Below are 18,640 nucleotides of genomic sequence, written 5' to 3' on the forward strand. Positions count from 1 at the left end.
TTGGCTGAACAATCGGCTACTTGAACGTGAGATGACCGCCGAGGCGGAAACGGTTGCCGGGGTGGATAAGCCGGGCAAAGCTCACCACCCCCTGACGTGACCAGGTACGGCGGATGATCTGCAGGCAGGGCTCGCCTTCGGCCATATTCAGGCGGCTGCGCACCTGCTCTTTGGGCATGATTGCCTCTATGGTGTGGCGCGCCTCGGTCAGTGGCGCCACCTGCGACAGATATTCGTGGGGTGTCTGGCTGCTGAAATCCTGCTCCAGATAGTGTGGAATGAGTTCTGGATTCACAAAGCGCTCCTCCAGTTGCAGCGGCAACCCCTGCTCACAGTGCACCAACAGCGAGTAAAACACCTCGCTGCCTTCTTCCAACCCCAGCGCAATGGCGATGGGGGCGATGGCTTTCATCGGCTCCAGCTCCAGCACCTGTACACTGTAGCCATGGCCACGGCCTTTAATCTCATCGGCAATGTTACGAATGGACAGGATGCTAGACTGCGACTTGAGCGACGCCACAAAGGTGCCCAGCCCCTGAGAGCGCTCCAACACCCCAGCCTCAACCAGTTCGGTCAGGGCTCGGCGGGCGGTCATGCGGCTGCAATCAAACTGCTCCGCCAGCTGGTTCTCCGACGGCACCCGGGTGTTTTCTTCCCACTCACCGGACTCGATATGGCGCCTTATATATTCTTTGATTTCGGCAAACTTGGCTGTGGCCATGGGCATCCCTTAATTTCCGCCTGACGCGGTTTGCGGCTGTCTTTCTCGTCTGAGTGTCGGCTATAATCCATACTTGTATATACAAGTAGATACTGCCTGATCAGCAAAAGATCAAGCAGTAACAATAGATTAGCCGGTTGCCGCGCCCTATTGGCCATATTTACAGGCAAAATTACTGGCAAAAATGCCCTACAACACAGCCACAGCAGGAGTCAGCATGTCTTGGGATCAGGTTTGGATTGATATCAACATTGCCACCATGGACCCGTCCAAGAGCGAGGCCTACGGCGCCATCACAGATGCTGCGCTGGCGGTGAAAGACGGCAAAATCGCCTGGCTTGGCAAGCGTGCCGACCTGCCCGAATTTGATGTACTCGCCACCCCGGTGCACCGTGGCCACGGCGGCTGGCTCACTCCCGGCCTGATTGATGCCCACACCCATCTGGTGTTTGCCGGTAACCGTGCCAACGAATTTGAGCTGCGCCTGCAAGGCGCCAGCTATGAAGAAATCGCCCGCGCCGGCGGGGGTATTGTCAGCACAGTGAAGGCCTGCCGCGAAGCAGACGAAGCCGAGCTGTTCGACCTTGCCCGTCGCCGCCTCAACGCCCTGGCCAAAGAAGGGGTGACCACAGTGGAAATCAAATCAGGCTACGGCCTGGATTTGGACACCGAACTGAAACTGCTGCGGGTCGCCCGCGAACTTGGCAAACATCACCATGTTGATGTGGTCACCACCTTCCTCGGCGCCCATGCGGTGCCGCCCGAGTTCAAAGGCCAAGGCGACGCAGGCACAGATGCCTATGTGGATCTGGTGGTTAACGAAATGCTGCCCGCCGTGGTGGCTGAGAACCTTGCCGATGCAGCCGACGTATTCTGCGAAAACATCGCCTTTAACCTCGAGCAGACCGAGCGGGTGCTCGCCGCCGCCAAGGCACTGGGGCTTGATATCAAGCTGCACGCCGAGCAGCTCAGTAACCTCGGTGGCAGTGAGCTGGCCGCGCGTCTGGGTGCCAAGTCGGTTGACCATATCGAATACCTCGACGAAGCCGGCGTGAAGGCCATCGCCCAAAGCGGCACCTGCGCCGTGCTCTTGCCGGGCGCCTTTTACTTCCTGCGGGAAACCAAGCTGCCTCCCATCGACCTTTTGCGTCAACATGGAGTGCCCATGGTGCTTGCCAGCGACTTTAACCCCGGTTCATCGCCCATCTGCTCAACCCTGTTGATGCTCAATATGGGTTGCACCCTGTTCCGCCTGACGCCGGAAGAAGCCCTCGCCGGTGTTACCCGCAACGCCGCCCGCGCCCTGGGCCGCGAGCAGCGCGTTGGCGTGTTGCGCGAAGGTATGGAGGCCGACTTCTGCCTGTGGCGTATCTCTACCCCGGCGGAGCTGGCTTACTCCTACGGCGTGAACCCTCTGGTGGATGTGGTGAAGGGTGGCAAACTTATTCATCAGTGATACAGAGGCTCAATCGCCGCAAGGCTGATTGAGCTTGTGCCAAACTGGCGTTTGGCGAGTGCGGTTTTAAGCCCTGCGGGCTTGCCGCTGTGAGCGGCTAACACCGAAGCCTTCCAGGCTTAACCCGGGCAATTGCAGAAGCGGCCTGCAAGGCAAGCGACAGAACAGTTTCTGTCGCTTAGCTGTCGCCGAAGCGGACCAAAGAGACCGGACAGGCACAACTCCCAAAACCCAATAGTCGTTTTAAGCCACCGGTCAAAGGGCTTAGCTATCCAGGTCAAGATCCCTTCAACCAGTTTTTGTTTTCCATTGCTTGTGCACAGCACCTGACTTCTCCATAGACAAGCCGCATAAACCACATAACAATGGCCTCTTTTGCGCCTACGGCGTACCTGCCGCCTGACTTCTCGGCACATCTTACCGAAAGGAATTCTTTGCATGACACGGATATTCACGCTTCTGCTTGCCTGCGCCGCTAACCTGGCAACAGCAAACCTGGCCGTTGCCAACACCCCGACAACCCCCAAGGCGACCGAGGTGCAGGCCGCATCCCTGCTCGGCGGGCAACGTGGTAATGGGCAACTCTATGAAGTGGTAGATACCCAGGTTTGGGACGTGCCGGATCCCGAGAGCGGCCGCGATTATCAAGTGTTTGTGGCGCTGCCAGCCTCCTATGAAAAGGAGCCTTCGCGGCGCTATCCGGTGCTCTATGTCACCGACGCGGACTATGCCTTTGCCATGGTGAAACAGATTGCCAGGCGCCTGAATGGGCACGGTCCCGCCATTGAAGACTTTATTCTGATTGGCCTGTCATATTCGGTTGGCGATCACGGCGTGCCAAGTCGCCGACGCGACTACACCCCCACACCTAACGGCCCGGGCTCGGACGTTGCCAAGAGCGTACATGGCGAGGCGCAGCAGTATCTGGCATACCTCAAGCAAGTCGCAATTCCCTTTGTTGCAGATAAATACCGCACCGATGAAGCGCGGCGGCTGTTCCTCGGCCATTCTTACGGCGGCCTGTTAGGGGCACAGGCGCTATTAACCGATCCGACACTGTTTGCCGGGTATGTGCTTGGCAGCCCGTCATTTTGGTATGACAACAAGGTCATGTGGTCATTCGAAGAGCGGTATGCCAAATCCAACAAGGACCTTCCCGCCAGTGTGTATCTGTATGTGGGCGAGTATGAAGATATGAAACCCGGCGATGCACGTTTTGCAACCCGCTACAACATGGTCACGGATGCGCGCTATTTCGAAAAAAGCCTCAATTCGCGTGGCTATCCGTCATTGCGGCTGAAGCTGGACGTGCTGAATGACGAAGATCATCTAAGCGTAGCACCCCGCGGTTTTACCCACGGACTCAAGTACCTGCTGTCATCTGGCGCGAAAAAGTCGGATAGGCCAAAGGCAGTGCTGTCGAAGTAAGGCCGTCCATTTAAAAGCCTCAGATAAAAAACGCCGACGACTGTCGGCGCTTAATCACTCTGCACGAGTGTCATGATAACCAGGTCTACTCTCTGTACTATCTCAGAACTCTCTCTGCGCTATTAGCGCTATCTCAGCGCTATTCCGCCGTGGTCGGGTCTATCATGCGCCGGACCTCGCTCACCGAGGTTACCGGGAAACCGCCGCGCTCTGCGTGTTCCCGTACGAGGCGCTCATCCGGGGCGATGTAAACGCAGTACACCTTATCCGGGGTAACAAAGCTCTCGACCCACTGTACCTTGGGGCCCATTTCTTCCAGCACTGAACAGGACTTTTGCGAGACTTCGCGAAACTCTGCCGCGGATAAACCACCGGCGCCCGGTAAATCTCTTTCGATGATGAATTTAGGCATAACGACCTCCTTACAGGATCCTGTTCAGTATAGTTGCTGACAGGGCTCGCGCCCTGGGTTTGCAGACGGTTTGCTCCGCAAACACCAGTGGCTGAAAGCACGGCCGAAACCCTGCAAGGCACCTTAGGCACTGCTAGGCTTAACAGATGAAAAATTCACCAGAAATAGTCCAGGAAGGGATCCCATGCTTCTGTTTTTGACCGTGAAACAACGCATCCTGCTTATCGTCTCTCTGCCACTGCTGGTGTTTGCGCTGGTTGGGGCCTTTGTCATTTTTGAGCTTGGCAAACTGCAACATGAAATCGATGAGATGTTTGAGCAGAGGGTTATCCCCATGCACGAAATCTCCATTGTAAAGAATGACTTGGTTGTGACTATTCCCAAGCTGGTGTACAGCAATTTCAGTGGAAAACTGGCAAGCTACGATCTAAAAAAAGAGCTGGACCTTACTCTGGCGCACAGCATGTCGGAATGGCACAAATACAGGGCCTTGGATCATGGACCGCTGGAAAATCAGATGATTGTGGCGATAAGCCCCGATATCGAGGCATTCAGCAACTTTCTTTCCGAGCTTAAAGACAGCATCAATGGTCAGCCGGTTTCCAAATCACAAATCGACAACCTGTTCGCGCTGAGCAAACCCTTGAGTGACCAAATTAAAGGCCTGATGGAAAAGCAGCTGGAAATGAGCCGGGAGCTTAAACAGCAGGGAGATAAAAACGCCCAGCTCAGTCGTCAGATCATTATCGGCAGCGTGGTTGGGATGATTTTCCTGCTCGGCGTGATTGGGGTTGTGGTGTTTCGCAGCATCAACAAGTCGCTGACCGAGCTTGGCAATACCATCTCCCATATCACCAAAAGTGCCGACCTCACGGTGCGGGTGCGTCTGGAAGGCACAGATGAACTGGCCAAAATCGGCGAGGCATTTAATGCCATGGTCGCCAAGCTGCAAAATCTGGTGAATAACATTCTTTCAGGTGTGATGACCTTAAGCTCGGCTTCGGAAGAAATGAGCGCCATCAGCAATATGATGGCCGCCACCTCGGAGCAGCAAAGCCAGCAAACCACCCTTATCGCCAGTGCCGTGACCGAAATGAATGCCGCCATTCACGAGGTATCGCAAAATGCCGTCAGCACCTCCTCCCGCGCAGGCGACGTAGAAACCCTGACCCGCGAAGGCACCACGGCCATTCGCGAAAGCATAGATTCAGTGAATGTACTTGCCACCACAGTGCTGACCAATGGCAAGCTTATTCAGGATCTTAACCAGCAAAGCAATGAAATAAATCAGGTGGTGTTGATGATCCGTGGCGTGGCCGAGCAAACCAATCTGCTGGCACTGAACGCCGCCATTGAGGCCGCCCGCGCCGGTGACTCCGGCCGGGGTTTTGCGGTGGTGGCAGACGAAGTGCGGCAGCTGGCACACGACACCCAAAAGGCCACCGAGAGCATCAGTGAGATGATTGGCCGCTTGCAGTCGATGTCGGAGCGGGCAGTAAAAGAGATGGCCGATGCCGAGCAAAGTGCCCAAAGCAGTATGGAAAAGGCTGAAAAATCTTCAGCTATCATCAGCCAGATCCAGGCGCAGATGAACGAAATAGTGCTGATGAATGCCCAGGTGTCCAGCGCCACCGAAGAGCAGTCGACAGTGATAGCCGAAATCACCCAAAGCATTACCGAATTCCACGAAAGCATTGCCGCTGTGACCGAAAACGCCCAGCAGAATGCGCTGGCCAGCAGCGACCTTGCCAATCTCGGCGCCAGCCTCAAGGGGGAAGTGGAGCAATTTGTGGTGTGAAAGTTGAGTCGCTGCAAGCCGTTTCGCGCTGTGCTCAAGCGGTTTGCGGCGCCGGCTATTTGCCTGAACGCCCTTCTATCAGATCGCGCTTGCGCTGCAAGCAGTCTGCCAGATAGTCCATCAACAGCCGGATGCGCGGCACGGCCCGCAGGTCTTCGTGAGTCAGCAACCAGATGTCCTGAAACGGATAAGGCGTACCATCACCAATGCGTCGCAACTGCGGCGTTTGGTCGGCGATGTAACAGGCCCCGCGTACCAGGCCGCCACTTTCAGCCGCCAGCTGATGACGCAGCACCAAATCATCCAGCACCAAAGCAACCCCGGCGTTCGGATAAGGCGATTCGGCAATCCAGTCCGCCGTGCCTGGCGCCGTTATCCAGCCAAGCTCGGCGGCGGGCCGCTGCAGATAGTCGGGGCGGCAATAATAACCAAGCCAAATGGGGAACAGCCGCCGTCCCACCAAATGCTCATCCGGGCTGTTTGACACCCGCACTACGATATCGGCTTCACAGCTATCGAGGCTCGCCAGCGCGTAGGAGCAATGGATCTGCAAGCGGATCTGCGGGTATTGCTGCTGAAACGCGCTGAGCTCATCCAGCAGCAGCCACTGGGCAATCGCGGGGGGAAGCGATAGACGAATGTCGCCCTGCAGTGCATCTGTGGCAGCCAGTTCATCACGGCGATTGCTTTGGATAAGCCGCTCCATCTGCTGGGCTGCCTCAAGCAACCTTTGCCCCAGAGGCGTCAGCTGCAAGCCCTTGGGGGACGTCTCGAACACAGGCGCGGCATACCTGTGGTTCAGCGCCGCCAGCCGTCTCGACACAGTGGCATGGTTCATCGACAGCAGCTTTGCCGCCGCCCGCAGGCTTTGCCCCCGCGCCAATGCCAGTATTACCCGGTAGTCATCCCAATTATCCATTCGCTCATCCACAGGCCCAACGCCAGCCATCAAGGTAACCCCTTATGGCGGCGATGAAAACAGCAGCAATGTGAGCAAAGCTTTCAGTTCAGCGGGAAGGCGCCCTTGTCGTCGTGCACCGCAAAGGCGGCAATTTGCCAGTGGCCATCCTGCTTGCTGAGCAGATAAGTGGCGCCCACCAGGTTGTAGCGCGAGCCATCGGCGCGAAAGCGCTCGGCCACGTTGCTCGCCAGTGCCAGTTGGCTGTCCAGCAGCCTTACATCCACCTTTTGCCAACGCACCCTGGCAACGCCCTTGGCCTTGAGGCTATCCAAAAAGCCCTGAATTTGGGTTGAAAACTCGGCTTCACTGGCCACCGCCGGAGCGCGATTGTTTGACATCAGCATCAGCTGCGGCCGGTACAGCACAGGAGTCGAATCCAGCTTGCCGGTAGCCAGGTAGTGGTTGTATTTGGCCATATAGTGCTCGAACAGCTGGGCAATTTCGGCCTTGTCATCCACTGCCGTGTTATCAGCAGTCGTTAGGGACGGCGGCATGGATTGCTTACCACCGGCCACCTCACTGTCGGTCACCTGAAAGGTATCGGCGGCGCAGTAATCAATCAGCCCCGGCAGGGCCAGCGCCAAGTGACTTGTGCCAAGCAGTGCCAATGCCAGCAGCCATCTGTAACTTCCGCCAAGTGAGGGCATTATCAGTTTTGGGTTCATCACATCATCCTTAATGGAGCCGATTGTCGAATGGGGGTTGTTGTCAATTGGCGGCCACCAACCAGGCCACCTTGGCTGAAACGCTATGGCCCATGCTAACAAAGCTGCGCCGCAATACAGGTGGATAGTTTTTCGACATCCCTGTTGCGTTTTCGCACCACGTCAATTGCTGCCGGTCATATTTAAAAAAATCGCGACCACACCGTTGACCTGTCTACAGCTTCATAGTTTAAGTTCTCTTATCAGGACTTAGAGACAAAGCAGATGGCATTACGCATTTCAGAACTGGCAAAGCGGCTGGGATTGTCGCGCTCAACCCTGCTCTACTACGAGAAACAGGGGCTTATTCACGGCAAACGGCTGGATAACGGCTACCGGGTATACAGCGAAAAAGACGTACAACGGCTGACCCTGATCCAAAAACTGCAGGCCGGCGGCCTCACCTTAAAAGAGTGTCTGGCCTGCCTCGATGAGCGGTTCGACAGGGAACTGCTGCAAACCCGGCTAGCCGAATTGGATGCCGAGATTGCCCAAAAGCAGGCTTCGCGGACATTGCTGGCAGCCCTTCTGGGCGAAGGTGATTTGAAGGCGTGGCACGAGTCCCTCACAAAAGAAGCGCCCGAGGCGCATCTGGATTGGTTACAAACCCAGGGCTTCAGTGAAAAAGAAGCGCTGCACCTGACATGGTTATCTAAAGATATGAACGAACACGACAAATTTATGGCCGACTTTATGCACATTTTCGCCCCACTGACGCGTTGGGCACCGGGCAGCGAGGCGGATACCTTAAAAGCGCTGGCCGCCGTGCCACTGACACCAACGCGCATTCTCGACATCGGCTGCGGCAAGGGTTTGGCGACCCGGGTACTGGCCAGGCACACCCAGGCAAGCATCACCGCCATCGACAACGAAGAAGGTGCATTGGCCGAGCTGCAACAGCAGCTGCAGCACAGCGGCCTAACCAGCCGGGTCTGTACCCTGTGCGCCAGCATGACGGACATCCCTCTGCCGACGGCCAGCGCCGATCTGATTTGGGCCGAAGGCAGCGCCTATATCATGGGGGTCGAACAGGCGCTCAAGTCATGGCGTAAGCTGCTGGTCGATAACGGCGTGCTGGTCCTCAGCGATCTGGTGTGGCTGACAGACGACAAAGACCCTGAGGCCGTATCCTTCTGGCAGCAGGACTACCCCGCCATGACCTCGGTCGAGGCCAGAAAGGCGCAGATGCAGGCGGCAGGCTTTGAGGTTATAGATAGCTTCAGCCTGAGTAATGAGGCCTGGCAGAGCTTTACCGGCCCTCTCGCCGCGAGAGTTGATGAGGTTTCAAGGCAGCTGGCAGGCTCGCAGGCGTTAGCCAATGTGCAGCGGGAGCTTGATATTTTCAGCCGCTTCCTCGGCCAGTTTGGTTATCAGTTCTTCGTGCTGCAAAAACGCGGTTAACCTTTTAACCGCCAATTCCCCCGCTTATCGGCAAATTCCCCCCGCTCAGGGTTTCTCACTGTAGCGGGGGTTTTTGTTTGCCTATTCTGGCTCCAACAACAGCGGCGATGCAGTCGCAACCGATAAATTCACGGAGCCAACAATGGATAACGCACTCAATAAATTAGAAAAACAGCTTTCAAGGCAAAAACTCATCAATGGCGTGCTGCTGGGCGGCCTTGTTGCCCTCGGCGGATTGCAGCTGTATCAGGCGAACGCCCCCAAGGTGTTCGATGAAATCTCGGTGGAGCGGATCAACATCGTCGAAAAGAGCGGCTTTAACCGCATGGTGCTGGCCAACTCCGAGCGTTCCCCCGGGGTCGACAAGTACGGCAAGGAAGTATGGCGCAGCGAAGAAGCCCGCCCCGGCATGATTTTCTACAACGACGAAGGCACCGAAAACGGCGGTTTTGTGTTCCGCGGCCAGAAGAAAGATGGCCAGGTAGACCACGGCCTGCATATGAGCTTTGACCGCTACAACCAGGACCAAACCCTGATGATGCAGCACATAGAACAGGGTGATTATCAACTTAGCGGCCTGACAGTGATGGACCGCAGCAATGAAGATATGGATTTCACCAGGGTGCGTGACTATCTCGCAGCGAGCAAAGCCGGCGACACTGCCACGGCCGACGCCATTTACGCCCAGCTTGAGAAAGACAAGCAGCTTGGCACCTACCGCGCCTTTTACGGCACCCTCAATGGCGATGCCAAGTTGCAGCTGCACGACACCGATGGCAACAAACGCATCCAGATGGTCGTGACCGAAAGCGGCGAAGCCAAGCTGGAGTTCCTCGACGAAAAAGGTCAGGTTATACTCCGCCTTCCTGAAGGGACTCACTAATGGCAATGGCTAAGCTACTCAACATTCTCGCAATTATTGCATTCTCACTGGCGGTGGCCTTTTACGCCGCCCTGCTGAGAACCGGCCCCGATGCGCCTTTGGTGGTGCATTTTGATGCCCCCATCTGGATTGCACTGCAATCCTTTGTGGCTCAGTGGCTGACCCTCAAATGCTATCAGCTGCTAAGCAAAGGCCAAGGGCTCAGCCCCCGCCCGAGCCACTACATCAAGGTGTATCTGGTTTCCGCCATCGCCTTTGCGGCGCTGATGAGCACCGCGACTCTGCCCATCGAAATCGCCGCCGGTTTGCAGCATATCGATGGCTACCACCTGCTGTTGTCCATTGCCACCAATCTGGCGCTGCACCTGATGGTGGGCGGCGTTACTCTGATGCTTAAGGTGCTGGACAACCACCAGCAGCAAGCCGTGGCGCTTGAGCGGGAGAAAAAACTCGCCCTCGAACGTCAGGTTGCCCTGTTGCAGGCTCAGCTGGACCCGCACTTTTTATTCAATAATCTCAATGTATTGTCGGCACTTATCAGTAAAGATCCGGACGAAGCCGAGGAGTTTCTGCACACCTTTTGCGATATCTACCGCTATGTGCTGGAAAACCGGGAGCGGCCTTTGGTGCCGCTGCAACAGGAACTCGATTTTGCCCGGGACTATATGGCGCTTTTGGATATTCGCTTCAATGGCGCCTATCGGCTGGAGCTGCCGGATTTCACCCAGGATGCCGCAGCCCTCAGTCAACTGCTGCCGCCCTGCACCCTGCAGTTAACCCTTGAAAATGCCCTGAAGCACAATCAGGGTGACAGCGCCGCGCCGCTGCCCATCAGGGTGCTGGTCCGTGAGGGCGAAATCCAAATCCGCAACCCGATGCGTGAAAAGGCGTTTAAACCGACTTCCAGCGGCCTTGGACTTGCCAATCTTTCCGCCCGCAGCCTGAGCCTGTGCGGCCGGGACATTCGGGTAACCAAGGACGAAGGCGAGTTTTGCATTACCATTCCATTACAAAGCGCGGCGGCATCAAAGGCACAAAACAACGTCGTGCCACAAACCGCCGCCACAACTCACACCGCTGCCTGACAGGCGGTCATCACACAGGGAGAAGCCGTGAAAATCCTGGTCATTGAAGACGAGCCGCTGGCAGCAGAGAAACTGATAGGCTATATCGAGCGCTATTTCGACGGCGCCGAGGTGCTGGCGGTGCTGTCACGGGTGGATGAGGTGATTGGCTTCTTTGAGCAGCCACAGGGGATAGCAGCGCCTGAGCTGATATTTTCCGATGTGGAGTTGCTGGATGGTCAGGTATTTACCGCCATGCAGGCGCTGGATTTGCCCTGCCCGGTGATTTTTACCACCTCCTACGAGCAATACTGGATGCAGGCCTTTGCCAATCAGGGCATCGAATATCTGCTGAAGCCCTTTTCCTTCAAGCGTTTCAGCGAAGCCATGGCCAACTTCGAGCAGCTCAAACTGAGTCTCGCCGCCAGGGCCACCACCAAAACCGGCCATTACAAGAGTCGGCTGCTGCTGAAAAAGGCCCAGGGGATGCAGGTATTGGCGCTTGCTGATGTGGCCTGTTTTCGCACCTCCGGAGGGGTGGTGATGGCCTGCGACACCAGCGGCGAGCATCATATGCTCACCTCGGGCTCCATCAACGAACTGCAAACCCAGCTCAACCCTGAGGTGTTCTTTCGCATCAGCCGCAGCGATATGGTGAACATCAACTTTATCGAACGATTTGAAAACTATGGCAAAGATACCCTGGCTGTGTATCTTTCCTGCCTCGATGAACCCCTTATTACCAGCAAGACCCGCAGCGCCGAATTCCGCCGCTGGCTGGATAGCTGAGGCACGCACCCGCTAAAAATCACGGTTACAGCAGCTTAAGCTCGATGCCGCGCAGCACCGCGCGGGTGCGGTCGCGGGCCACCAGCTTGGTGAGAATGGACGACACCTGATTACGGATGGTGCCACGGGACTTAAACAGCGCCGAGGCGATTTCCACATTGGAATAGCCCGCCGCCAGCAGCCGCAGCACATCCAGCTCACAATCCGACAGCGGCGTGTACGGCAGGTCACGATTGATGGACTCCAGCTCGGCGCGGCTCACCACTCCAGCGGTGACAGCAGGTTGAATATGGCGCTTGCCTGCCGCGAGCTTCAGCACAGCCTCGGTGAGGCTTTGAAAGCTGATGTCTTTACGCAAGTATCCCTGAGCCCCCAGCCGCAAACTTTCAAGTACCAGCTCATGCTCATCGAAGGTCGACAACATCAGCACCGGGATAGGTGCGCGTCCAGCAAGGCGCTCCTGCTCACGTAGCAGCCTCAGCGCCTCTATGCCTGACAGCCCCGGCATACGCACATCCATGATGAGCAACTCTGCGCCGCTGGCGGCGAGGGCATCCGTCAGCGCCTCAGCCGAGGTGGCTTTGGCCACCACTTCAATGCCACCATGAAGCGACAACAGGCTGCACAGGCCTTCGAGCACCAACAGCTGGTCATCGACCACCATCACCTTAACACCGCCCTCGCCCGGCTTGCCGGACACGGGCTGCACTGCACAAATGTCCGTCATGCCCCCTCCACCAGCGTCAGTGGCAGGCTGATAGTCAGCGTCAGCCCCAGACCGCAGGCAATGTCCAGTTCGCCATCCAGTGCTTCCACCCGCTCACGCATGCCCTTGAGACCATTGCCGGGCTCAAGAGTGTTAATCATGGCGCCGTTGTCACTGGCCTGCCAATACACGAAGGCATGGTCGCGCCAGATCTTCACACGGCATTCGCTTACCTGACTGTGGCGACGGATATTGGTGATGGCTTCCTGTGTCGCACGCAGCAACAGCTCAGCCACAGCGGCATTGGCGCAACGCACCTTGTCATCGATGGCGAGGCTCACCCTGGGCTTGTCGCAATCATCCACCAGCGCCGACAAACTCTGACTGAGATCCAACCCCGACAGGCTGCGGATATCCGACACCGCCCGGCGCACGTCAGCCATCAGGTCTTCGGCCAGGGTTTTGGCTTTATCGAGCTGAACCGGATCCGGTTGGCCGCCGAGCTGACGCATCAGCTCCAGTTGCAAATTCAGCGCTGTCAGGCGGTGGCCCATTATGTCGTGCAGGTCGCGGGAAATCCGTAGCCGCTCGTCGCGCTTGGCGGTATCCGCCAATAAGGTTTGGGTTGCGCCGAGTTCCCGCAGCAGTTGACGGTTGGCCTCATTGGCCTGGCTTTCTTTTAAGTTGGCCCAGGACAGCCGCAGAGCAAACAGGTTATAGGCGCTGTAGAGAACACCGTTGGTCCAACGGTACTCCAGGTCAGTACAGGCCACGTAAAGCATGGGCAGGGCGATGGCCACGGCAATGCAGCGGCGCAGCGTCATCACACTGGGCAGGTTAGTTATCAGAATAATGCTCAGGATCAGGACAACGCCGTTGGCGACCAGCAGCATCAGCGCCAGCATGGCTGGTACCTGAAACATCAGCCGCCGCAATGGCGGCATGGCGGTGGCATTGGCGTAGGCAAATACCAACGTCAAACCACACACCAGTACAGTGGCGGGGATTGGTGCCATGGCAAAGCGTAAATCCTGGCCGATCCAGATTTGACTTAGCGTGTACCAGAGCACAGGTACACACACCAGCAGCAACAGCAAAATATGCCCCGGGCTTTCCGGCGCAGCGCGGTTTGGCATATCCGGTTGCTGCCAAATCCGTTGCAGCCACCCTTGTCGCCAGCCCCGTCCTTGCTGACCCCGTCCTTGCTGACCGCGTTGTAACACGTCCATAGTCACGTCCTTGTTTATCACAACTCTTGATAAAGCCCTCTGCGGCCCAGCTTGTCAATGACCAGCAAGTAGGAGCTGCCGAGGGAGCCATCGCACACATCTACCGCAATGTTATTCACTTCGATAGTGCCAGCACAGTTTTGCAAAATGAATCGCCCTTTCAGCTCACCGCGACTGAGACTGTAGTCTTTGCCATCTACCTTGAGGCTGAGCGCATCGGCGGCAAATATCCGCAGTGAAAACTCGCTGTTTACATCCTTGCGTTCCATAGGAAATACCCTGACATCCAGCGGGCCATCCCCCTGCCAGGCCAGAAAATGATAGCGGCGATCCCGTTTCACCTTGAGAGTGGTTTTGGCGCTCAGCGACTTACCGGTTGCGACAACATAGGCGCTGATGCGCTCCTCCACGTTCACTTCGTGGCTAATGGTTTCGGCCGGGTTGCCAGCCAGCAGCGTCTTGTAGTGGTACTTGCTGCTCGCCGGGTCACGCTCATGCCCGTGCAGGTCAAAGTTGGCGATATGAAAGCTCAACTCATGGTCAGTGGCGTTGATAAGTTGATACTTGTTTTTGAAATAGCTTAAGCCGAAGTTGGCGGTTTCCAGCGACTCGCTGTTACAACCACACAGGGGCAATAGCAGAAGCAGATATGCGGCTTTCATGGTTCCCTCCGGATTTGCCATTAATCTGCTGCCAGCTTAGAGCCAATACTGAGGCCAAACATGTGTCAGTTGTCACTATCGCTACTGCCCCAAAAAAGACCATGTTTTCGCCTGGCGACTTTATGCTTAATGACTTAATGCTTGGTAAATCATGGTAAGCCGGATAGATTAGGCTTCTCTGATAAAGCACTGAAAAATAAGCCAGGAAGGCTCATGAAAACCTCAATATCTGAAACCCAAGTATCGATAAATAAAGTATCGATGACCAAAATCGCCGTCAGTCTCTCTGCCCTGCTCCCCCTATTGGCTGCCGCCGCCGAGCCAAAACTGCCGCAAACCGCCGTCGAGTGGGCCAGCACGGCCAAAGCCGATATCGACGCGGCGTTTCAGATAACCCGCGACAACCACCCCGGCATGTTCGACCCACTCAACCCCGGCTTCGGTGCCCAGCTCGAACAGGCGCGCAACGATGCGCTGGCATTGATACCCAGAGTGACTGACGCCACCGGCTATAAGGCGGTCATCGGTCGTTTCAGCACCGGACTGCAGGACGGCCACGCGGGTGCCTACGCCAACATTGAAGATGCGGATGTTCCGCAAACCCGCTGGCCCGGGTTCAACACCGTCTGGCGCGGCGACTCCCTGCGGGTGTCTTACAGCGACCTGCCACAGCTTAAGCGCGGCGATAAGGTACTGGGCTGCGACGGCAAATCCGTCGATACACTGTTCGATGAGCGGGTATTTCAATTTCAGGGCGAAAAACAGCAGCCCGGCCATAAGTGGCGCTTCGGCCACCGGGTACTGGCGGACTATGGCAATCCCTTTATCTCCCTCCCCGAGCGCTGTGAGTTTGATACCACCAAGGGCAAGCTGAGCCTCACACTGAGCTGGTCCGTACGGCCGGAAGCAGCACTCGAGGCACTACAGGCCGACTTCAATGGCGACAGGCTTCCCGTGGGGCTTAGCTGGCATAAGGATATCGCCTGGGTAGCCATGCCCACCTTCACCCCGGATGAAAACGATATAGCCGCCTATAACAAATTGGTAAGTGAACTCACAGCGCAGCGGGACAAACTCCAGCAGGCAAAAGCCATAGTGCTCGACCTGCGCCACAATCAGGGCGGTTCCTCTTTATGGAGTGAACGTATCGCCAAGGCCTTGTGGGGCGATGGCAGAGTGTCACGGCGTCTCGAAGCCCGAGGCGCGGCCACTCAGGTCTGGTGGCGGGCATCCCCCGGCAACACTGAATATGTTAAGGGCGTGGTTAAGGAGCTTCAAACCGAGGGGCAAACCGAATACCTGCCGTATTTCACCGAGGCCGCCAGCGGCATGGCGACAGCGCTCAGGCAGAACGAGCCCTTTTTCAAGCAAAAGGATGAGGTTAAAGCAATGAGCATGGCCGATGCCATGAAAGAACTGCCTGAAGATATTGCGCCGCTGACCACGGCGGTGATAGCGCTGGTGCCGGGCCAATGCGCCAGTGCCTGCCTGGATGCGCTGGATGCGTTCAAGCTGTTTGACAACACCCGGCTGTTTGGCGCCCCCAGCAGCGCCGATTCGACCTACATGGATATCCGCACCGAAGCGTTTTCATCCGGCCTTGGGGCGGTGATCATTCCCAACAAGGTGTATGTGAACCGCAGCCGCGGCAACGGCGAATACTACGCCCCTGACCTGCCGTACAACGGCCTGGATTGGTCAACCGAGGCGCTGCTGCAGGCGATTCGCCAGCGGTTGTAATAACCAAGCCCTGACAGTTCTACGACCGGGTTTGACACAGCCTGGCGTAGAGCTTGTCTGCCTCGGTAAAACCACGCACCCCGGCCAGCAGCTCACCGCGTTTACCCAGCAGCAGGATAACAGGTGTGCCGGGAATGCCACCCATGTCTTTGAGCAGCTTTGGCGGCGCCTTGTAGGCGGGATGGGGAAAGTTAAGCCGCAGCAGTGCCCGCTTGAGGCTGTGGCGGTCGGCATTGATGCCCAGCGCCAGTTGGTTAATCACACACTCTGGTCGATGCCGTTGCAAACTGCTGGCCTGCTTGACGCACCAGGGGCACTCGGGCTCGAAAAACATCAGCAGCGTTGGCTTGCCCTCAAAGCCAGCCAGGCTGCCATCCTCGCCACCACGCAGGTTTTGGTAATGGTAGTCGCCAAGCACATTGGCCCGGACCGGCTGGCCCGGGCTCAAGATGCCAATCAGCAACGCCAACAGCATCAGTCGCCGCATCAGAACTCCATCTTCAAACCGGCATAGATCTCGCGGCCACGCAACGGCCCGTAGATGTAGCCAACGTCAAAGCCGCCATCAGCATCGAAGAACAATGGCGTGTCTTCATCGCCGGCCTGGGTGTAATCCAGCAGGTTACTGACCCCGGCGTAAAGCGACAGGTTATCGTTCATCTGGTAGCTGGCGCGCATATCCAGGGTGAAGTAAGCCGGTGCCTCGGTGATTTTTTTCGACTCGGCAACCACTTGCCCCATGGCATCGAGGCGGTTGTAGCCCTCGTAACCGTATTTGGCCAGATCGCGGCTGCCGACCCACACCAGGCTGGCGTATAGCTCCCATGGCTCAAAGTCCCAGTCCATATCCAGTGTGATGCGCTCTTCCACCGGTGCTATCGAGTAGGAAGACTCAAACACCGAGTCATAGCTGAACACCTCGCCGGTAAAATTTAGCGTGAGATCATCGCTGACCTTATAGCCAAGCGCCAGATCGGTGGTGATCACGGATGCCTTCTGATCGAGTTGGGTCAGCAGTGGGATCCCTTGCGCATTGGTGGTGAGGTAAGCCAGATGCTCGACCTCGGTCCAGGCCAGCGATGCCGTGGAAGTGAGGCGATCGCCTTCAAAACTGAGGGCATAGGTGGCCGAATGGGAAATTTCCAGCTCGTCGATGTCGATATCAAATCCGAGACTGCCATCGAGAATGCCGTGGTCAGTTTCGAAGAACGACAGCGGCGCGCGGTAGCCGCGTCCGGCCGAGAGCCGCGACGTCCACTGGTCATTGTGTCCTAGACGTATATCAATACGGGGCGACAGTAGCGACTCATCCAACTCCACGCCCGGTTTTGCCGGGTCGACAAAGTCGGCACTGACACGGTCGTAGCGCAGCGCGGCGGCGATTTCAAGGTTGTCAGTTGCCTGCCAGGTATCCTGCAAATAGATGCCTTGTGAGTCATAGTCAAAGGAATCAGAGACATAATCCGGGTTAGCCGACCCCGCCAGCGAGTGTGAACGCATCTCTTCGGTGCGAATGTCACCGCCAAAGGTCAGCAGCTGATTGTCGGTCAGGCTGTGGTTGATACGGATATCGGTAAACCACATGGTGTCTTTGGCACGGTAGTCAAATCCCTCGTAGAAGGAGTCTTGCTGATGATCCGCGTAGCTGACGGTGACATGGCTGTTCCAGCTGTCGTTAAACTCGTGCAGCCAACCCAGCGAAGCCTCGTTGCGCTCGGTATCTATCCACTCTGTGGTCTCCCATGCCTTCCCAATGAAGCGCTTTCGTACATCACCCTCGGCAAACAGGTCCTGGGTGGCTGAGCCTTCTCCATCATAGGCGGCCAAAATGCCGCCTATGCCGCCCGCCTCACCATCGGCAAAGGTTTTGCCCAGCATGGGGCCGCCAAAAATCTCAGAGCGAATATTGGCAAGGCGCAGCACAAGGTTGTCATCGTAACCAATATCTTGCGACAGGCGGGCAGTGATGCTGCGGTTTTCCTGCTGCGGTGCTTCGTTCACCAGATTGTTGTCGACATCGACCTGATCCCGGTCGTCATATTGGGCCACCAAAGTCGCGCGTGTGCTACCATCCTCGCTCACCCCTTTTCCGAGCAATGCAAGTTTGCGATAACCGTTTTCACCAGCAGCAATATCCACCTCGGCACCGTTTTCGGTCGGCTCGGCGCTTATCACGTTGATGGTACCGCCAATGGCCTCGGGCGCAATCAGCGAAGCACCGGCACCGCGGGCCACTTCAATCCGGTCAATGCCCGTGGTTGGAATAGCATCTACCGCGTAATAACCGGAAATCATGGTGTGCACCGGCATGCCATCCACCAGAATTGTGGTGTGCTCACCGCGCATGCCATTGAGCATGATGCGTTTTACACCGCACATTGAGCACTCGTTGGACACCTTGACGCCAGGCGTATTGTCGATGGCCTCTGTGAGATTGACGGCATTTTTGTCTTCAATTTTGCCGGCGCTGATGACTTCGGTCTTCATGATGGTGTCGGCCAAGGTACCCGCCTGTTCAAGGCGCTGACGCACCCCGGTCACCGTGATGCGCTCAACCTCGGTTTCGGCACTTGCCGCCGAATTTTTTTCATCGGCCACCACGAACGGGGATATGGTCCCCATCACCACTGCCAGCGCGCTGGCTAAATATGAAAGCTTCACCACTATTACTCCTGTTGGGCTACTG

At 56.8% G+C, this 18,640-nt stretch carries 17 protein-coding genes; 8 read left to right on the forward strand and 9 right to left on the reverse strand.

What is annotated here, in order from left to right; genetic code table 11:
• Positions 1 to 16 precede the first annotated feature (16 nt).
• On the reverse strand, positions 17 to 721 hold the full coding sequence (gene hutC / locus MJ923_RS17415; RefSeq protein ID WP_126168943.1) for a histidine utilization repressor: 705 nt from the start codon (positions 719 to 721) through the stop codon (positions 17 to 19).
• 217 nt (positions 722 to 938) lie between these two features.
• On the opposite strand from hutC, the gene hutI reads away from it, so the two are divergent.
• Both hutI and MJ923_RS17425 read left to right on the forward strand, forming a co-directional pair.
• A complete protein-coding gene (gene hutI / locus MJ923_RS17420; RefSeq protein WP_240592177.1) occupies positions 939 to 2,177 on the forward strand; it encodes an imidazolonepropionase in 1,239 nt (412 codons plus the stop codon).
• Between the two features lie 438 nt (positions 2,178 to 2,615).
• Entirely contained in the window at positions 2,616 to 3,605 is a 990-nt protein-coding gene (locus MJ923_RS17425) for an alpha/beta hydrolase (protein WP_240592178.1), read from the forward strand.
• 139 nt (positions 3,606 to 3,744) lie between these two features.
• Here MJ923_RS17425 and MJ923_RS17430 read toward each other — a convergent pair whose 3' ends face one another.
• Positions 3,745 to 4,017, reverse strand: coding sequence for a DUF4242 domain-containing protein (locus MJ923_RS17430; RefSeq protein ID WP_240592179.1), 273 nt, complete (start codon positions 4,015 to 4,017; stop codon positions 3,745 to 3,747).
• Positions 4,018 to 4,201: 184 nt separating this feature from the next.
• On the opposite strand from MJ923_RS17430, the gene MJ923_RS17435 reads away from it, so the two are divergent.
• Positions 4,202 to 5,815: a methyl-accepting chemotaxis protein gene (locus MJ923_RS17435; RefSeq protein WP_240592180.1), complete on the forward strand. Its 1,614-nt coding sequence runs from the start codon at positions 4,202 to 4,204 to the stop codon at positions 5,813 to 5,815.
• A 55-nt stretch (positions 5,816 to 5,870) separates the two neighbouring features.
• Here MJ923_RS17435 and MJ923_RS17440 read toward each other — a convergent pair whose 3' ends face one another.
• The gene (locus MJ923_RS17440; protein ID WP_240592181.1) at positions 5,871 to 6,734 is read right to left on the reverse strand and encodes a LysR family transcriptional regulator; all 864 of its coding nucleotides are present in this window, start codon (positions 6,732 to 6,734) and stop codon (positions 5,871 to 5,873) included.
• A gap of 83 nt (positions 6,735 to 6,817) precedes the next feature.
• Entirely contained in the window at positions 6,818 to 7,441 is a 624-nt protein-coding gene (locus MJ923_RS17445; protein WP_240592182.1) for a DUF6841 family protein, read from the reverse strand.
• Between the two features lie 264 nt (positions 7,442 to 7,705).
• Here MJ923_RS17445 and MJ923_RS17450 point away from each other — a divergent pair, with 264 nt between their 5' ends.
• The 4 genes from MJ923_RS17450 to MJ923_RS17465 all read left to right on the forward strand — a co-directional run bounded on the left by MJ923_RS17450 (position 7,706) and on the right by MJ923_RS17465 (position 11,617).
• Positions 7,706 to 8,881: a MerR family transcriptional regulator gene (locus tag MJ923_RS17450; protein WP_240592183.1), complete on the forward strand. Its 1,176-nt coding sequence runs from the start codon at positions 7,706 to 7,708 to the stop codon at positions 8,879 to 8,881.
• Positions 8,882 to 9,023: 142 nt separating this feature from the next.
• On the forward strand, positions 9,024 to 9,764 hold the full coding sequence (locus MJ923_RS17455) for a hypothetical protein (RefSeq protein ID WP_240592184.1): 741 nt from the start codon (positions 9,024 to 9,026) through the stop codon (positions 9,762 to 9,764).
• Positions 9,765 to 9,769: 5 nt separating this feature from the next.
• Entirely contained in the window at positions 9,770 to 10,849 is a 1,080-nt protein-coding gene (locus MJ923_RS17460) for a sensor histidine kinase (RefSeq protein WP_240592185.1), read from the forward strand.
• Positions 10,850 to 10,876: 27 nt separating this feature from the next.
• Entirely contained in the window at positions 10,877 to 11,617 is a 741-nt protein-coding gene (locus MJ923_RS17465) for a LytR/AlgR family response regulator transcription factor (protein ID WP_240592186.1), read from the forward strand.
• Positions 11,618 to 11,642: 25 nt separating this feature from the next.
• Here MJ923_RS17465 and MJ923_RS17470 read toward each other — a convergent pair whose 3' ends face one another.
• From MJ923_RS17470 to MJ923_RS17480, 3 genes are read right to left on the reverse strand one after another with little or no spacing between them, the layout of a single operon-like run.
• Positions 11,643 to 12,344: a response regulator transcription factor gene (locus MJ923_RS17470; RefSeq protein ID WP_240592187.1), complete on the reverse strand. Its 702-nt coding sequence runs from the start codon at positions 12,342 to 12,344 to the stop codon at positions 11,643 to 11,645.
• On the reverse strand, positions 12,341 to 13,552 hold the full coding sequence (locus MJ923_RS17475; protein WP_240592188.1) for a sensor histidine kinase: 1,212 nt from the start codon (positions 13,550 to 13,552) through the stop codon (positions 12,341 to 12,343). The genes MJ923_RS17470 and MJ923_RS17475 overlap by 4 nt, the downstream gene beginning before the upstream one ends.
• A 17-nt stretch (positions 13,553 to 13,569) precedes the next feature.
• Positions 13,570 to 14,214 (reverse strand): hypothetical protein, encoded by a 645-nt coding sequence (locus MJ923_RS17480; RefSeq protein WP_240592189.1) that lies wholly within the window; start codon positions 14,212 to 14,214, stop codon positions 13,570 to 13,572.
• A 213-nt stretch (positions 14,215 to 14,427) separates the two neighbouring features.
• Between MJ923_RS17480 and MJ923_RS17485 the strand changes: the two genes are divergently transcribed.
• Positions 14,428 to 15,954: a S41 family peptidase gene (locus MJ923_RS17485; RefSeq protein ID WP_240592190.1), complete on the forward strand. Its 1,527-nt coding sequence runs from the start codon at positions 14,428 to 14,430 to the stop codon at positions 15,952 to 15,954.
• Between the two features lie 19 nt (positions 15,955 to 15,973).
• Here MJ923_RS17485 and MJ923_RS17490 read toward each other — a convergent pair whose 3' ends face one another.
• Together MJ923_RS17490 and MJ923_RS17495 are read right to left on the reverse strand one after the other, a co-directional pair.
• Positions 15,974 to 16,441, reverse strand: a complete 468-nt coding sequence (locus tag MJ923_RS17490; protein WP_240592191.1) for a TlpA family protein disulfide reductase — start codon at positions 16,439 to 16,441, stop codon at positions 15,974 to 15,976.
• Positions 16,441 to 18,615, reverse strand: a complete 2,175-nt coding sequence (locus MJ923_RS17495) for a TonB-dependent receptor plug domain-containing protein (protein WP_240592192.1) — start codon at positions 18,613 to 18,615, stop codon at positions 16,441 to 16,443. The genes MJ923_RS17490 and MJ923_RS17495 overlap by 1 nt, the downstream gene beginning before the upstream one ends.
• Positions 18,616 to 18,640: the final 25 nt, after the last annotated feature.

It is taken from the genome of Shewanella zhuhaiensis (assembly GCF_022484835.1).
Classification (GTDB): Bacteria; Pseudomonadota; Gammaproteobacteria; order Enterobacterales; family Shewanellaceae; genus Shewanella; species Shewanella khirikhana.

Excerpts from the sequence above, each read along its gene's own strand:
- hutC (WP_126168943.1), bottom strand. The coding sequence starts at position 721 with ATGGCCACAGCCAAGTTTGCCGAAATCAAAGAATATATAAGGCGCCAT.
- hutI (WP_240592177.1), top strand. The coding sequence starts at position 939 with ATGTCTTGGGATCAGGTTTGGATTGATATCAACATTGCCACCATGGAC.
- MJ923_RS17425 (WP_240592178.1), top strand. The coding sequence starts at position 2,616 with ATGACACGGATATTCACGCTTCTGCTTGCCTGCGCCGCTAACCTGGCA.
- MJ923_RS17430 (WP_240592179.1), bottom strand. The coding sequence starts at position 4,017 with ATGCCTAAATTCATCATCGAAAGAGATTTACCGGGCGCCGGTGGTTTA.
- MJ923_RS17435 (WP_240592180.1), top strand. The coding sequence starts at position 4,202 with ATGCTTCTGTTTTTGACCGTGAAACAACGCATCCTGCTTATCGTCTCT.
- MJ923_RS17440 (WP_240592181.1), bottom strand. The coding sequence starts at position 6,734 with ATGGATAATTGGGATGACTACCGGGTAATACTGGCATTGGCGCGGGGG.
- MJ923_RS17445 (WP_240592182.1), bottom strand. The coding sequence starts at position 7,441 with ATGAACCCAAAACTGATAATGCCCTCACTTGGCGGAAGTTACAGATGG.
- MJ923_RS17450 (WP_240592183.1), top strand. The coding sequence starts at position 7,706 with ATGGCATTACGCATTTCAGAACTGGCAAAGCGGCTGGGATTGTCGCGC.
- MJ923_RS17455 (WP_240592184.1), top strand. The coding sequence starts at position 9,024 with ATGGATAACGCACTCAATAAATTAGAAAAACAGCTTTCAAGGCAAAAA.
- MJ923_RS17460 (WP_240592185.1), top strand. The coding sequence starts at position 9,770 with ATGGCTAAGCTACTCAACATTCTCGCAATTATTGCATTCTCACTGGCG.
- MJ923_RS17470 (WP_240592187.1), bottom strand. The coding sequence starts at position 12,344 with ATGACGGACATTTGTGCAGTGCAGCCCGTGTCCGGCAAGCCGGGCGAG.
- MJ923_RS17475 (WP_240592188.1), bottom strand. The coding sequence starts at position 13,552 with ATGGACGTGTTACAACGCGGTCAGCAAGGACGGGGTCAGCAAGGACGG.
- MJ923_RS17480 (WP_240592189.1), bottom strand. The coding sequence starts at position 14,214 with ATGAAAGCCGCATATCTGCTTCTGCTATTGCCCCTGTGTGGTTGTAAC.
- MJ923_RS17485 (WP_240592190.1), top strand. The coding sequence starts at position 14,428 with ATGAAAACCTCAATATCTGAAACCCAAGTATCGATAAATAAAGTATCG.
- MJ923_RS17490 (WP_240592191.1), bottom strand. The coding sequence starts at position 16,441 with ATGCGGCGACTGATGCTGTTGGCGTTGCTGATTGGCATCTTGAGCCCG.